This is a genomic window from Sphingobium sp. Cam5-1, assembly GCF_015693305.1.
Taxonomy (GTDB): Bacteria; Pseudomonadota; Alphaproteobacteria; order Sphingomonadales; family Sphingomonadaceae; genus Sphingobium.
In genome coordinates this window covers 453,474-468,938 of the sequence record NZ_CP065138.1, presented here as the reverse complement: position 1 = coordinate 468,938, position 15,465 = coordinate 453,474, and the positions used below count along the sequence as shown (strand labels likewise).

At 60.6% G+C, this 15,465-nt stretch carries 10 protein-coding genes; 5 read left to right on the top strand and 5 right to left on the bottom strand.

Translation table 11 applies throughout. The features are described from left to right. Positions 1–224 precede the first annotated feature (224 nt). Positions 225–1,946 carry an FAD-binding protein gene (locus IZV00_RS02420; RefSeq protein WP_196225613.1) on the bottom strand — a complete coding sequence of 574 codons (1,722 nt, stop codon included), beginning with the start codon at positions 1,944–1,946 and terminating at the stop codon, positions 225–227. A gap of 118 nt (positions 1,947–2,064) precedes the next feature. Here IZV00_RS02420 and IZV00_RS02415 point away from each other — a divergent pair, with 118 nt between their 5' ends. Together IZV00_RS02415 and IZV00_RS02410 are read left to right on the top strand one after the other, a co-directional pair. After that, a complete protein-coding gene (locus tag IZV00_RS02415) occupies positions 2,065–3,534 on the top strand; it encodes an NAD-dependent epimerase/dehydratase family protein (protein ID WP_230463272.1) in 1,470 nt (489 codons plus the stop codon). 191 nt (positions 3,535–3,725) lie between these two features. Beyond that, positions 3,726–4,379, top strand: a complete 654-nt coding sequence (locus IZV00_RS02410; RefSeq protein WP_268934774.1) for a TetR/AcrR family transcriptional regulator — start codon at positions 3,726–3,728, stop codon at positions 4,377–4,379. Positions 4,380–4,441: 62 nt separating this feature from the next. Here the strand turns inward: IZV00_RS02410 and IZV00_RS02405 are convergent, their stop codons facing one another. From IZV00_RS02405 to IZV00_RS02395, 3 genes are all read right to left on the bottom strand, one after another. Beyond that, positions 4,442–7,309: a glycosyl hydrolase gene (locus IZV00_RS02405; protein WP_196225611.1), complete on the bottom strand. Its 2,868-nt coding sequence runs from the start codon at positions 7,307–7,309 to the stop codon at positions 4,442–4,444. Between the two features lie 131 nt (positions 7,310–7,440). Then, positions 7,441–8,952, bottom strand: a complete 1,512-nt coding sequence (locus IZV00_RS02400) for a GH39 family glycosyl hydrolase (RefSeq protein ID WP_230463270.1) — start codon at positions 8,950–8,952, stop codon at positions 7,441–7,443. A gap of 57 nt (positions 8,953–9,009) precedes the next feature. Then, entirely contained in the window at positions 9,010–10,695 is a 1,686-nt protein-coding gene (locus IZV00_RS02395; protein ID WP_196225610.1) for a family 43 glycosylhydrolase, read from the bottom strand. On the opposite strand from IZV00_RS02395, the gene IZV00_RS02390 reads away from it, so the two are divergent. Continuing rightward, positions 10,694–10,888, top strand: a complete 195-nt coding sequence (locus IZV00_RS02390) for a hypothetical protein (RefSeq protein WP_196225609.1) — start codon at positions 10,694–10,696, stop codon at positions 10,886–10,888. The genes IZV00_RS02395 and IZV00_RS02390 overlap by 2 nt on opposite strands. A 9-nt stretch (positions 10,889–10,897) precedes the next feature. Here the strand turns inward: IZV00_RS02390 and IZV00_RS02385 are convergent, their stop codons facing one another. Continuing rightward, on the bottom strand, positions 10,898–12,481 hold the full coding sequence (locus tag IZV00_RS02385) for a DUF5597 domain-containing protein (protein ID WP_196225608.1): 1,584 nt from the start codon (positions 12,479–12,481) through the stop codon (positions 10,898–10,900). Positions 12,482–12,915: 434 nt separating this feature from the next. Between IZV00_RS02385 and IZV00_RS02380 the strand changes: the two genes are divergently transcribed. Beyond that, complete coding sequence (locus IZV00_RS02380) at positions 12,916–14,481, top strand: aldehyde dehydrogenase (NADP(+)) (RefSeq protein WP_230463269.1); 1,566 nt, start codon at positions 12,916–12,918, stop codon at positions 14,479–14,481. Further along, positions 14,478–15,455 (top strand): AraD1 family protein, encoded by a 978-nt coding sequence (gene araD1, locus IZV00_RS02375; RefSeq protein ID WP_196225606.1) that lies wholly within the window; start codon positions 14,478–14,480, stop codon positions 15,453–15,455. The genes IZV00_RS02380 and araD1 overlap by 4 nt, the downstream gene beginning before the upstream one ends. Positions 15,456–15,465: the final 10 nt, after the last annotated feature.

Below are 15,465 nucleotides of genomic sequence, written 5' to 3'. Positions count from 1 at the left end.
AGGCCTGCGGGTGGCGCCCCTGTTGATGACGGGCGCCACCACCACAACTCATCACACGATCTGCTGACAAATATGCTCGACTGTAGATTTACACTTCGGTCGCGGGCCTGGCGCGACGACCGTTGGCAATACGCCCTGGGCCGCCGTGCAGCTCGACCCAGGGTGCAGCACCGGCGCAGCGAGAGAGTCTCATTCTGTCTTTGATCTGTAGACCTACCGGCTGCTCAGTTGGGCGTTGCCAGGGACCGCGCAGCGCGCCGTCCAGAGAAGATACAATCGGCAACGGACAAGCCGCTCACATAGATGTTGGAGCATATGCCGACTGCATTCCGGCCGGCCGCGTAAAGTCCGCGGATGGGCTTACCCTCTTGGTCCAGGACCGCACCGCTTTCCTCCTGCACTTGCAGGCCTCCGAGCGTCAGGACAGGCAGGAATCCCAATTTCGCGTCGATAGACATGTTGATGGCGTGGAAAGGCGCTTTCACGATCGGGGCGATGTCCTCCGATGCCTTGCCGAATGGATCGCGGGCGCCATTTTCGGCAAGTTGATTATAATCTGCCACCGCCGCCTCAAGTCCGTCCGGCGCGATCCCGCACTTTTCGGCAAGGCTTTTGACCGAGCCCGCCTTTTTCGATCCCAAAAGCATGGCGGCCAGCGCAGGGTAACGTTGAAAGGGTAAGATTGCCTTGCTTTTCGACTGGAGCTTCGCCCGCCGATAGCCTTCATCGTCAAGGATGATCCAGCACACGCCCTGATGATCCTCGACCATCGGCATGCCGATCGATGCGCCATAGAGCATCTCATTGACATATCGCCGGCCTTGTCGGTTGACGATCATGCCTTGCGCCCAGGCCATGGGCGGATTGATGAAACGCCAAGCACTGACATGGTTCAGGCGCGAGACAACGCCCCCCGCGCTTTGACCCAAGCGAATACCGCTGCCATCATCCCCTGGCGTACCAAGCGGCATGCCTTTCAAATATTTTGGCGCATAATGCGCGACCATCTGCCGGTTGAAAATAAAGCCGCCCGCCGCGAGGCATACGCCCCGACGTGCGCGGATCATGCGCGTCGCGCCCGCCTGCCGCTCCACTTCCTGGGCCTTGTTGAACAGGCGTGAAGCCAGGCGAGCGATGATCGCAGCCCCAGGCATGGACGGCGGCAAGCGAAGCACCATCGCGGTTGCGCGACGCATCAGTGCGTCATAACGCTTTCCTTCTGCCGTATCGCGCTCCACCTGAACCGCGACCACGCCCACCACGCGTCCATCGCCATCCATGACGAGCTGTTTGACCCTTGTCGAAGACAGGGATTTGACGCCGGCGCGCTGCGCCGATTCCCTCAACGGGTCATAAAGGCCCTTACCGTAGCCCATAGGCGCATCCAGTTTATCGACCAGCGCGCGATGGCCTCTCGCGGCAGGTTTCGCCACGGCCTTGTAGTTGGGCGCAAGGCTGTTGTCGGAATGATAGAGGGAATAGTCGGTGTGGGGATAGCTGGTCTTCTTTTTGTAAACCCGCCCTTCAAAGCGGACACCGTGCCCGGCGAGCCAGCCTGCCGTTTCCGCGCTTTCCTGGCAGAAACGCCGCAGCGTGTCGTCGCTGACAACCCCTTGGGTTTCCAGGCGAAGATAGTTGAACATGTCCTCTACGCTGTCCTCGACGCCAGCTTCGAGCTGCGCAGGGGTGCCGCCGCCTCCGTAAAAGATGCCTCCGTTGATGCGCGTCGCCCCTCCCCCGTCGGCACGGTCGATGGCGATCACGGAAAGCCCCTCCTCCCGCGCCTGGAGCGCTGCTGCAACGCCAGCGCCGCCATAGCCAACGATGACTACGTCTTCTGCGCCATCCCAAGCGAACGCGTCAGCATCCTCGATCATGAGCGGCGCTTGCACCTCGCTATACCAATGAGGGTCGCCAGGACGAGGTTCGCTGTGCGGGCTGGTCATAAATTGTCTCCTGAGTCTGCGGCACGCTATAAATGGACATCAATGTACATTTCAATTGGCGTGCGCAGTTAAATGGCCTAAGCCGCCGCTATCCAGAAGAACGGCAAAAGGAACGAAGGTGGCAGGAACCGGAAAGCTTGTCCTGGTGACGGGCGCGACAGGCAATATGGGCAGAGCCGTTGTTGACGAACTATTGCAGACGCCCGGCATGACGGTCCGGGTCCTCGTGCGCCCGGAAGAAAAATCTCATCCCGTCATTCGCCGCCTGCAAAAGCAGCACAATATCGATTACGCATGGGGCGACCTCACCGACCCCGTATCGGTAGATCGTGCCGTCGCGGGCGTAGACGTCGTCCTGCACATGGGTGCGCTGGTTTCGCCGCTTGCCGATGAACTTCCCCCTGCTCTCGTTGAAAAGGTAAATGTCGGCGGCACGCAGAATGTCGTGGATGCCATCCGACGCCAGCCCCACGCCGATCAGATCCGCCTTGTCTATATCGGCACGGTTGCGGAGACCGGCAGCCGCAATCCTCCCAACCATTGGGGCCGGACGGGCGACCCCATCTGCATCGGCTATAATGGACATTATGCTGGGACCAAGGCGCGGGCGGAGGCAATCGTCGCGGAATCAGGCCTCAGGCACTGGGTTTCCATCCGCCAGACCGGCATGGCCCATTACGACATGTGGAAGACGCAAGGGCCGATCATGTTCCACAATCCTCCAAACGGCGTAATGGAATGGTCGACCGTCGAGGATTCCGCAAATCTGATGGCCAAGCTGTGCGGCGACCGCATTCCAGATCATTTCTGGCGCCATTTCTACAATATAGGCGGTGGTGAAACCGGGCGGCTCGTCAATCATCAACTGATGGTCAGGATGATGGCTGCGATGGGCGTCAGCGATTTCCGCCGCATCCTCGACCCCAAATGGCTGGCAACGCGCAACTTCCACGGGCAATGGTATCTCGATTCCGACCGTTTGCAGGAACTCGTCCCCTATCGTCGCTTTTCAATCGACGATTTCTTCGCCGAGTTGTCGCGCCGCATACCCTGGGCTTTGCGTACTCTCATGCGCTTCTTCCCAGGTCTCGCCCGCAAGCAGATACTTAAGGTCGCGGAAGGTCCCGGTGGACCCCTTACCTGGCTGCGGACCAATGATGTGGAGCATATCGACGCCTATTTTGGATCACGGGAGGAGTGGGATCGCATCCCAAGCAGCTGGGACGACTTCCCCCTGGCGCAGCCTTCGCGCGAAGCGGTCGCACTCGCCCATGGCTATGATGACGCCAAACCTAAGGGTGAGTGGACTGCAGATGACCTGCGCGCCGCCGCCGGTTTCCGGGGCGGAAAATGCCATGTGGACGCGGTCGATGACGCCTTCACACCCGTGGAATGGGAATGCAGCCTCGGTCATCGTTTCTCTATGTCGCCCAACCTCTATCTGGCGGGCGGCCATTGGTGCCCCACCTGCCAGACCGATATCGAAAGCTATCCGCGGGTCGCCGCATCAAATCCCTTCTTCGCGCAGGTCTGGCCGGGGCCGTCCGCCCAAACATCGACCCCCGGCGCACCGAACCCTGTGAACTGATGAATTTTATGAAGAACCTGATCTTTCTGCGCGCGGCAGCGGCCGCGCGCACCCCTGAATCTGCCATCGCGGGGCCCGCGACTTCATGTTGAAGGGCATAAAGCGTTTTTCGTAAGGCAGGATCACTGACAATCAGCTGGCCGCTGTGGAACGGCGTTGCCATCGCGACGGCACCGCATCAGAAGGTGCGGATGGCACGCCGAATTCCCATTCCTGCGAAACTCGCTTTAAGAAGGGGCCGCCCCACTTCCACGGAAGTGGCCCTGATCGAGCAAGCAATCCTTGCGACCGCGCGCAGCATGTTCCTTGCGGACGGTTTTGACGGCGTGTCGATGGAAAAGATCGCGGCGGCAACCGGAATAACTCGCACGACCCTTTACAGCCGCTACGCCACCAAATCCGACCTGTTTCGATCGGTCGTTAGGGAAACTTTGGCGCGTTGGTACGCCGTCTCTCGGGTCGAAGCCACCGACCGCATCACCGACATAGGCCAGATATTGCACCTGCGGGTTGCGGACATGGCGTCGCTTCTGGTGGATCCGCTCTTCCGCGGCCTTCACGCGCTGATCCTTCTGAACCGCCACCGCTTTCCCGACCTTGCGCCCCTGATGCATGATCTGGGCTATCTGAACGCGGTTCGGCTACTGGCGAACGACATCCGCGCCGCCGCGCAAAGAGACGGCATTCCGGTTGCCCGGCCTGAAGCGGTGGCGGAACATATCCTCACCGCCGTGCATGGCTGGTTCCTGCAATATGATCTGGTCCGCGAACTCACGGCCCAGGATATCGAAGCGCATGGAAGGGAAGTCGTCGACCTGATGCTCCTCGCTCGCGACCGCTGGTAATGACCTGCGGACGCGACCAGAGCGAGCAAAGGGGGGCGGGACTTCCCCGCTCGCGCTTCTGATCAACGACTGGCTTCCAGCCGTCCTGCGCCAACCCACCCCGCCGCGACGGGCTTCAGCTTCTTGAAGGCCGGGTTACTGGGGTCGATCATGCCGTTCTGCGGAACATTCGCCACAGTCACCTTGAGCATATTCGCGCCCGGCCGCAGCGCATCCGTTACATCAAGGCGGAACGGCGCGGCGATAACCGGCGGCAAAGTGCGGCCGTTGATCGTCACCGTCGCCATGTCATACACTTGTCCCAGGTCTAGACTGACGCGGGTGCCTTGCTTGAACCAGGATGGATCGACCGTGATCGAACGACTGTAGTTCGCTTCGCCGGAGAAGCCCGCCAGCTGCGGCACCTTGCTCCAGTCCTGCAGCGCGACCTCGCCGAAATCATGGGCGTAGGGCTTGCGCGCTACATGACCGGACACGGACAGCGCCCAGCCTTCGGCGGGCAAGGTCGCTGATCCGATTAAAGCCGGGGCCGCCAAGGTCTGGGGCCTGGCCTTGGGATCGAGGACAAGGAGTGCGCTTTCCCCGGAAGCAAGCGACAGAGGCAGCCGCGTCATGTCCGCCGTCGCGCTTGCGGAGACGGGCCTGACGCTGCCATCCATCGCATTCCAGCGCGTAACACCGCCGACGCCGGGCAACGACAGCGTGACATTTCGTGCGCTGTCACTGCGATTGTGAACGAAGGTGACGGTCTGCCCGTCGACCAACCGCTGAACGAACACCAGGTCCGAAGCGTCGCCATCAAAGCGAAGATTTCCCGCGACACCTGCGGCGCGGATCGCGGCAGGCAGCTCCGCTGCAGGCACGATCTTGGCTCCCGCCTTCATCGCTCCAGCTACCGCCTTCTTCACGCGAGCGTCGCGCTTCTTCGCCTCGGCCAGTCCTTCATCGCGGCGGGGTGCGTGATCGGTGAAGAAGACAGGCAGTCCCGCCTTGGCAAAGCCAGCTATCGCTTCCATCGTATCAGCGCGAATGCCGTCGATCGGCGGCAGCACGAGCACGCCATAAGCGTGCCCTCCCTTGGATATGAGCCGTCGACCCTCGACCCTCGCCTGCGCTATCGAGTCAGGATTGATCCGGTCGAAATCATATCCGGCGGCAAGGAAAGCCTTTTCGCCCGCCTGCTTGCCCGCGCCATCATCCTCGATACCGATATAATAGCCGTAGCGGCCATAGAACCAAGCAACCGGAACTACCGGCTCGCCCGCCTGCATGACGGCCTGCAACCGGCCCATATAGGCAGCAAGCGGCCTCATGGCAGGCCAGACCGGGTTGGTTTCGTTCAGCGGACCGCTGAACCCCAGGGAGAAAGGACTCGGTTGGAAGGCGTGCCAGCCCGGCCAGTCTTCGGCGTGAAAACGGTAGTTCATGCCGTGCAGGATCATGCTGTTGACGCCGCCGGCGATGATGAGTTCGGTGCGCCGCCGCATTTCCGTGGGCGTAACGCTATATGCCCGGTCGGGCCACACCAGGCTTTCCGCCGAAACGATGCGGCGTCCATAAAGGTTGGCGGCGGAGCGGGCGAGGCGCATGAACAGCGGATCACCGCTGTGAACCAGATCCTCGGTTTCTGGAATGTCGGCAAGTCCATAGCCGCGAATGGTATCGAACGCGCCGCCATGCGCCTGGAACTTGGCCTTCAGGCCATGGGCATGGTTCCACGCCACGAAGGGCTCGATGAAGCCCGCGATGATCATGTCCGACACCGTATGGCGATAATCCGCCCTCACCCGCTCGGCGATGTCGCTCTTTGCGGCGTCGAAATAGGGCAATGAATAATGTTCGTCCCATGCCTGCATCCAGCCCGGCTGCACCACGAAGGGAAGATAAGGCGTCAGATCATATCCGCGCCGTTTCTTGAATTCCTCCAGCAGTTTTGGGCCCCACTGAATATCCTGCATCAGTTCAAGAGAGTCGACGAACGTCGAGCGCATGCCCGGCGGGTTCTTGCCCAAGGGATCGCCGACGCGTGCGGCATGGGCTGCAAAGGCCGTGGGGTCGGTGTGGTCCAGGATAAGCTGAGGCCCCCGTCCGGCCGAGCCCAAGACCCCGACGTCAGAAGCAAATTGCCGGAAGACGAAGACCTGCCAGTCACCAGGCGGAGGCGACCAGTCGAGCGTGCCATCCTCCCGCAGCTTGTCGGTCAGGACAATGCGGCTGGCCGGATCTAGTGTGCCGGAGGTCAGCACATCGCTCCACGGCGAAATGGTCATCCCGTTCATGCCGCCGCGTTTCTTCAGGTCAGGCGCGCTGCCTTTCATCGCAACCACGGCCACGGTGCGCGCCCGCGCGTCCAACCGCTTACCCCAGTCCGCATATTTAGGATCTTTTGTACGCGGATCGAAGAAGTTGAGAGCGCCAAGCCTCTTGGTCCGCTTGGGCTGTTCGACCTTGATTGGGCCGGACGTGCCGCCCCTGACCATCGTGCGCGCCATGGCCAATTCGGTGAACGCCTTTTCCGGCGGTATCGCTTCGCCACCGCCCGACGGCCAGGCCGAGCCCAAGGTATAGTCGAGACTGAGACCAGCGCTCTTCGCGGCATCCGCCGCCGCGCGCAGATGCGCGAAGAAGCTGGGTTCGGCATAGTCGTTGACCACCGCCCTTTCTTCAGGGGTCAACTTCACGAAATTCGGCGAAAATGATTGCACCTCGGCACCGCCGAAGCCCATCTGCGCCATCAGCTGGACTTCGCGCCGCAACTCCACATCGGTTACAGCGTCGCCCGGCCACCACCAACGAAGGCGGGGCTTGGCCTCCATCGGTGGTGACTTGAACGCCTCCGACAAGGACTCAGCCGATGCCTGCACGTTCCACACTGAAAATGCCATCGCGGTGGCTGCCAGAAGCTTTGCCGTTACCCTGTTGGCGAACATGATCTGATCTCTCTCTCGATTATTAACTTGGGGCCATTCAGGCGCAACACACTCGACATCACGGCAAACATCGTCGGCCGTCCGCATTCGGGTCGGTCAATGTTACAGCCTGAAGACCATCCTTCTCAGGATCAGACAGCCTCGACCAGCGCTACGCCTTCTGGCGGAAGATCCAGGATGATTTCGCCACGTCCATTGAGCGTTTTCAATTCAGGCGCAGCCAACTCCGCCGATTTGCGGATGGCGTCCATCTGCTCTCGCGTGGGATATTGCGGAGACCCCATGGCGCGCCATGCAGGATAAGGGGAACCGCGCTCCTGATCGACATAACTCACCTGTACCCGCTGCCCCGCCTGCGCGCCGCGCACCCTCACGAGCATCGCTTTGCGCGTACCTGTAACCTTGCGCTCCCTGCTCGCGCCGGGGATGCCTGGCGCCTGCTGCACATCGGCGAGATTCCAGACCAGAGCGGCAAATTTTCCCCCGTCCATTGTCGAGGCCAGGGCGGGTCCTTTTACCGCAAGTCTGCGGTCACTCAGGCGATTGAGCAACTTATAGGTGTTGAACTCAGGTTTCGCGACGCTGCCCCGGGCCAGCATTCCCCAACCATTCTGTCCTTCCTTGAAGACCCAGTTTGCGACCATATTTTCCTCATATTCGCCGCTGATCTGCCATTGACCCATGGCATGACAGTGAGGAAGGCTTTGCGTAATGGCGTGCGCGATCATGGCCGGGCTGTCGGATGACCATTCGTTCAACCACAATTCGGCTCCCTTGAACCGCGTCGCATCGATCTGCTTGCGGGCGAGCGCCACGCCCGCCGGCACGACGTCATATTCCCGGTATCGATCAGCCTTGCCAAAGATCATCGCCTGGTCATCGCCAGGGTAAATGTGGGTGGATACGAAATCGACCGGCGTGCCAGTCTTTTCGCAATATTCCAGAAACTGAGGGATCCATTGGATAGCAGAGGTCGCCGGGCCGCCGATCCTGATCGACGGGTCAACAGCCTTAACCGAGCGAGCGCTCGCCTTGTAAAGCTCGAAATATTGCTCCTGCGTTCCACCCCAAAACCAGGACGTCAGGTTCGGTTCATTCCAGGCTTCAAAATACCATTGCCGCACTTCCGACGCGCCATAACGCTGTACCAGATGCCGCACAAACTTCTCGACCAGTTCGGACCATTTCTCCATCGAGCGCGGAGGGCTGACATCAGCCCTGTAGAAGCCGAACTTCTTCGTTCCGCTCGCCAACGCCTGCGGCATGAAACTCAGTTCGACGAAGGGCTGCACGCCACGGTCCAGCAGGCCATCATAGACGGCGTTGACGTTCTGGAAATTGCCGTTCGCGCCCACGCCCATTTCATCATTGAAAATTCCGTGAAAACGCACGCGTTTAAGACCGGCTTCGTTCTTGAAGCGTTCGAGATCCTTGCGCCATGGTTCTCTCATCGTGATCGCCGCACGATCCGATCCCATGACGCGTGACCAGATATGGTCCAGCTTGCCTGTTTCGCGCCGAAGATCTATTTCGACAACCTGGCTCGCTTCCTCCGCCCACGCTGGCGAAGTCAACGCGGCGGCGCCAACCGCTCCACTCAGGGCTGTGAACTGGCGGCGTGTCCAGACAGGCATCTCATCCATCGGTCTTTTATCCTGTTTTTCTGTAACATTGGGAATTTTGAGCGTGTGAACGCCCGCTCATCGTGAACAGGCAGGCCTCCCCCCGCGGGTGATGCCATTTTCGTTCACCGCATCGATCGTGACGCAGTAGCCTTTCCCAATGTTGAGGCTCGCTACGGTGATCGACGTCTTTCCATCATAAACCTGGTAATTCTGGTTCAGCAGGTCGGGGCGGACCCCAAGCCGCACGACGTAGAATTCGGCCCCCTTTGCCGGTGCCCAGTTGATCACTGCGCTGCGCCCGTCATCGCCGTCCCGGCGAAGAGACGCGCGGCGCACCTTGGCGGGCTTTACGCCTCCACCATTGCCGAAGACCCGCAGATCCGAGAGCGAAAATTTCCCCCCATCAGGCGAATGGATGTTGCGCAAACGGACAAAGCGAGCGCGCTCTGGCTTGGGGAGGACCTCATAGTCATGGGGAGCATCGACGCCGTTTTGCGAGCGATCGACTGCGGCCTTCCATGTCCGGCCATCCAGTGAGAGTTCGAGGATATAATTATAGACGTCCGCACTGACCCCCAGCGCTTTGGCGTCCTGATCGGCGAAGTTGATCTGCACCGCCTCGATCCGCTTGGGCGCGCCGAGATCTACCTGAAACCATTCGCCTGCCCCGCCGGTCTTGGCTGACCACCAACTCCGCACATCCTCATCGACCGCGTCTTTCGCAGAATATCCGTCCAGCGTCGAAGAGGCGCTTACGCTTTTCAGCCGCGAGAGCAGCATCCATCCCGTAAGTTTGCGGCTCCCCCCGATGTAGCGCGGGTAATCGGCCAGATAGGTGTCTGCGATAACTTCACCCGATCGCGAGAAGCTCGTCGGAAACAGCCCCAAACGCCGCTCGAAAATATGTCGTTGGGAAATCGTCATCGTTCCCGCATGCCACCACTGCCCATCCTTCCCCTGGAAGGTCGATCCATGGCCTGCTCCTGTAATGAAGCCGGTCGGCTTGAACGCGAACGGACTATAATCCTGATAGACGAACGGCCCTAACGGCTTTTCCGACACCAGCATCCCGTTGGCATAAGTCTTGAACTCCGTGCCAGGGGCTGAATATTCAAGATAGTAGCGCCCCTTGCGCTTCGTCATCCAGGCGCCCTCGACGAAGGTCATGCCTTTAAACTTCTCGTTCCTGTCACCGGGAACTTCCCAGCCCCGTTCGTCCGGATTGCGCGACTGGGGGATGTCCACCTTCGCGATCGGCTGAAACGTCTTGGGATCAAGCTCCTCAGCATGGAGCGGCCCCTTGGATGCCAAGCCGTGGTAAAGATAGAGCCGTCCATCATCGTCCAGAAATAGGGCAGGGTCCTGATAGCCGGGGCTGATGTCTGCCGCCACGCGCCATTTTCCGCTCATTGGATCGTCGGTCACCCAGATATGCGGGGTATCCTCGCTGGTGGCGAGATACAGCTTGTCGTTGATGACCACGACGGTCGGAGCAAATTTGTCAACAGCGTAACCTGTCGGCTGGACGAACTGCCATCGAAGAAGGTCCGTCGAATGCCAGTAGCCGCTCGAGTGCGAAGCGAAAAGCCAGTAGCGGCCCTTGAACAAGACAATCGTGGGATCTGCAGCTTCCCGGAAGGATTCCTTGGGCCGCGGCTGAAGCGGGCGAAAGGGCGAAGGCGCCTGGTAGCGGTAGGGTAGATCGACCGGGTTCGCATAAGTCGCAAATCGGTCAGCGCCAGCCGCTTGCAGCGGGTGCATGGAAAACAACATCGCGCCAGTGGCCATCAGGCAGGCGACCCGAGACAGTCCAGGTCGAGCGCTGGAACAGGGACCTAAAATCATCCTGACCACGTCATTTGCCATGTTCCTGCAGACCCCCTCAAATTTCGACGACTTAGTCGTGATTAGAAACAGTTTGTATTTTGCGCGCTTTGCGCACCGCCAGGGCTGATCCAGAAACCTAGTAGGTTGAAAGCTTTACGCGAAGCAGCGCAGGTTGTTCGTTGAAGTTGAAGCCGTAGGAGATTTGATCACCGTTCCAGCGGCGGCTTGCTTGCCAGCGGCCATCGATGAACGTCCCCTCCTCCGCGCTCATGATCTGCCCGTTCACGGCCGGATCGACGGGCATGAACTGAAAGCGACTATATTGTCCGGCAACCAGGAATTCATTGGGGCCGAGTTGAGCGACAACACCGCCACCGACAGGCTCCTTCGCCCAAGGCGGCGGCTCCATGCCCGGCCAGGGAATGTCGAAATTGTTGCGCCCATAGGTGACGGAAATCTTCCAGCTGCCCATGGAGGTCGAGTCCTCACCCGCGCTGTTCTTGGCGGTGCCCCAGGTCGGGTGCTTGCTGGCGATCGCAGCCCAGTCGCGCGCGATAGGCCGGAACAGGCGGTAAGGGGCGGCGAATGCCTCGATTGTGGCAGGGTCCAACTTTCGCGCGCCGAGCGGGTAATTGGAGTAGCTCGTCGCATCCATTCCAAATGGCGCCCAGCCGATAGCCCCGCGCCCCAACGCGGCCCAAAAGAAACGAACAGCCCAGATTGCGTTGCTCGTCTCGGGGACAAACAGCGCATTGTCTGGGCGCGCATAGCGATCCAGCAGGCCCAGATAGGTCTTTTCAAGCGGCAGATAGAGATCAGGTCCGATGAGATCCAGCGCAGGCGCAGCCGTCTTCCAGATTGGCAGCACATTCCAATTGGGGCCGCCGCTCGCAACCTGGGCGGCCATGGCAGTGCCCGTCGCGTCAAAGACCGCGGCGTTGGTGTAGAGGGGCAAGTTCTTCTCAGCCTTGCCAGCCACAGCAACTTCCTGCACGAACCGCGCATAGGTCCAGGCGGCGAATGCCTGGTCCGCCTCCTTGCCGAACACCTCCGCCCATGTCCCCGACTGCTTTCCTGATGCGCGGCGGATGTCTTCGGGCACCTGCTGCGCGAAAAGCCGCTCGGCTGCAGGCGAATAATCGCGAGCAACGCCGTGGCTCCCGATCTCATTTTCAACCTGGACCATGATGACGGTGTGCTCGCGATCGACCTCGCGCAAATGCCGCATCAGCGCGACAAAGGCCTTGCGGTCGGCAGCAAGTGTCGCCTCACCAAGCGGGGAAAGCGTGGTCGTGGGGCGGCCGTCCCGCTTCTGCAGACGGGGGAAGCGCTTCGTGTCGCTTTTCACCCATTCCGGCGTATAGGTTGAATCGCCGTTTTTCCAGCTTCCGAACCATAGCAGCACAACGCGCATGTCATTTTTGCGCGCCTGGGCGAGCAGCGTATCGACCCAGCTATAGTCGAACCTGCCCTCGGTAGGCTCAAACTGTTCCCAGGCGACCGGAATTTCGATCGTATTGGCGCTCAGCGCCTGCATCACCGGCCACACCTGAGGCAGTACCGAGGGATAATTGCTGGAATTATGCACCTGGGCGCCCAGCATCAGATAGGGCTTGCCATCCACCAGCAACGCATGCCGCCCATCTTCCGTGCGCAGACGCGGCAGCTCACCTGCATGAGCCGACGCAGCCGCAGCGACGCTGCAAAGCATTAGCGTCATGAAGCGAATAGAGTGGCGCACATGATCTCCTATCAATCGTCGACCGTTATACGTCCCCTGCCTAATAAGTAAACCACATCGTTGCATTTTGCGCAGATCGGCCGCGGCCTGCGTTCGCGATCTCTACCCCCTCGTCGTCGTTCATCCCGCCGGTGTGGGTCACTTCGACCTTCACCCTACCCGAGCGCCGCTTGCGGTTGATGTTTTACTTGTATGAGTATATCTGCCTTCATGAGTTTGGTAATGCTCGGCTTCGCCAATCAGACGAACGAGCCACACAGCTTAGCGAGCCCCATGATTTCCTTTGCCCAAGTTTCATCCTGCGGTGTCGCGCTCGGCTCGGAGAGATCGAAGAGACTCTGCACCCCCGTTGGTCGCAGGGGCAAAATGGCCCGCATAGTTCTGAAAATTTCGATGATCGGGAGTTTTCCTTCGTGATTGATGGCAGCATTTTAATTGGCAGAGAGGCACGTCAGCGGGCGCCCAAATTCACAGGGTTTGACGCGACGAATGGCGATGCCGGCCCACAATATTTCTCCACTGCGGGGAATGAAGATGTAGCAGACGCGTGCTTGCTAGCCGCAAGCGCGGCGGAAAGCTTTGCCACGCTCAGTCCAGAGGCTCGCGCCAGTTTTCTGGAAGCTGTCGCGTATGAGATTGAAGCCATTGGCGACGATCTGATCGCCAATGTCATGGTCGAAAGCGGATTGCCACGGCCCCGGCTTGAAGGCGAACGGGCGCGCACGATAAACCAGTTGCGCCTTTTCGCGTCGGAAGTCCGCGCCGGTCTCTGGCTCGACATCACGATCGATCCTGCAATGCCTGACCGCACGCCCCCGCGGCCTGATCTGCGCCGCATGAATGTACCACTCGGCCCCGTGGCTGTTTTCGGCGCATCGAATTTCCCTCTCGCTTTTTCTGTTGCGGGGGGCGACACGGCTTCCGCCTTCGCAGCCGGGTGCCCCGTCGTCGTGAAGGGCCACCCGGCCCACCCCGCCACGGGCGAGCTGGTGGCGCGCGCGATCGGCCGTGCGGTCGCCGCCTGCGATCTGCATCCGGGCATTTTCTCCTACCTCCCAGGCGCGAGCAATGAGCTGGGTGGCGCGCTGGTGGCCGATCCGCGCATCAAGGCAGTCGGCTTCACTGGATCGCGCGCGGGGGGACTGGCTCTTGCAGCCATCGCTGCAACGCGGGAAGAACCCATTCCGGTTTATGCGGAAATGAGCGCAATCAACCCTGTCATCCTCATGCCCCATGCGCTGAACGCGCGGGCGGAAGACCTGGCAAGGGACTTTGTAACGTCGTTGACGCTCGGGGCTGGGCAGTTCTGCACCAACCCCGGTATCGTAATCGCCATGGACGGTCCGGACCTCGACCGCTTCTTCGCCGCTGCGACAGGCGCTGTGACAGCGGCTTCGCCTCAAGTGATGCTGACGGCCGGCATCCACCTCGCCTTTACCAAGGGTGTCGCCGCATTGCGCGCCAATCCCAATGCAGATTTGCTCGCTGTCGGTCCCGCACACTCCACCTGCGGCAGCGCAGCGCTGTTTGCCGCCAGTGCGGAAGCTTTCGCCAGCGACGCCTCCCTGCGGGAGGAGGTGTTCGGTGCATCATCAGTGGTGGTCCGCTGCAAGGATATAGACGCGATGGCGCGAGCAATCGGAGGGCTGGAGGGGCAGCTGACGGCCACCATCCACCTCGACCCCGAAGATGAGCCTACCGCCTCCCGGATACTGCCCTTGCTCCAGGGAAAAGCCGGACGGATCCTTGCCAATGGATGGCCAACCGGCGTGGAAGTGACTTGGGCGATGGTTCATGGCGGGCCCTTTCCGGCAACCACAGACGGACGCTCCACCTCCGTCGGCACCCTGGCCATGGCGCGCTTCCTGCGGCCGGTCTGCTATCAGGACATTCCCGACGAGCTGCTGCCTGTACCGGTGAAGCATGACAACCCATGGAAACTTCCTCGCCGGATCGATGGCGAAAGAGAGCCCGCATGATTCGTTCACTCATACAATATGCCGATGACGCCGGACGTGGCGTCGCCGCACTGGACGCACAGGGCGACGCTCACCAGCTGGTGGGGGTCTCATCCATTCGCGACCTCGCTCTCGACGCTATCGAACGGCGCAAGACGCTGCTGGAGCGGGCCAATGCGTTGCGTGGGAGCCGAATTTCGCTGCAAGGCGTCAGACTTCTGGCCCCGATCGACCACCCGGATCCAGCGCATCTGCTGATCAGCGGGACTGGTCTCACCCATCTTGGTTCCGCCGAAGGCCGCGACAAAATGCACAAAGCGGCTGCCGCAGGGTATGCCACCGACAGCATGCGCATGTTCCTGATGGGCGAAGAGGGCGGCAAGCCCGGTGACGGCCAGGAAGGAGTGCAGCCGGAATGGTTCTACAAGGGCGACGGATCGATCCTCGTATCGCCGGACGCTCCGCTCGCCATGCCGCACTTCGCCGGTGATGGAGGCGAAGAGCCTGAGATTGCAGGCATCTATTTGAACGGCCCGGACGGCACGCCCTTTCGTCTCGGCTTTTCCCTCGGCAATGAATTTTCAGATCATGTGACCGAAAGGGTCAATTATCTATGGCTCGCGCATAGCAAGCTACGGCAGGCGGCCTTGGGACCGGAATTGCTGCTGGGCGACTTGCCTGCCGATGTTCGTGGCGTCAGCCGCATCTTGCGAGACGGCGAAACCCTGTGGGAACGGCCATTCCTGTCCGGTGAAGCCAACATGTCGCACAGCATCCACAATCTTGAACATCACCATTTCAAATATGCGCAGTTCCGGCGGCCCGGCGACGTGCATGTGCATTTCTTCGGTACAGCCACCCTCTCCTTCACCGACAAGGTGCAGACGAAGGTCGGAGACTTGTTCGAAGTGGCTGCCGACTGTTTCAGCTTGCCGGTCCGCAATCCTTTGGTCCGGGCAGCGGACCAAGGGATTGCAAGGGTGAAGCCGCTGTAGGCGATCCGAT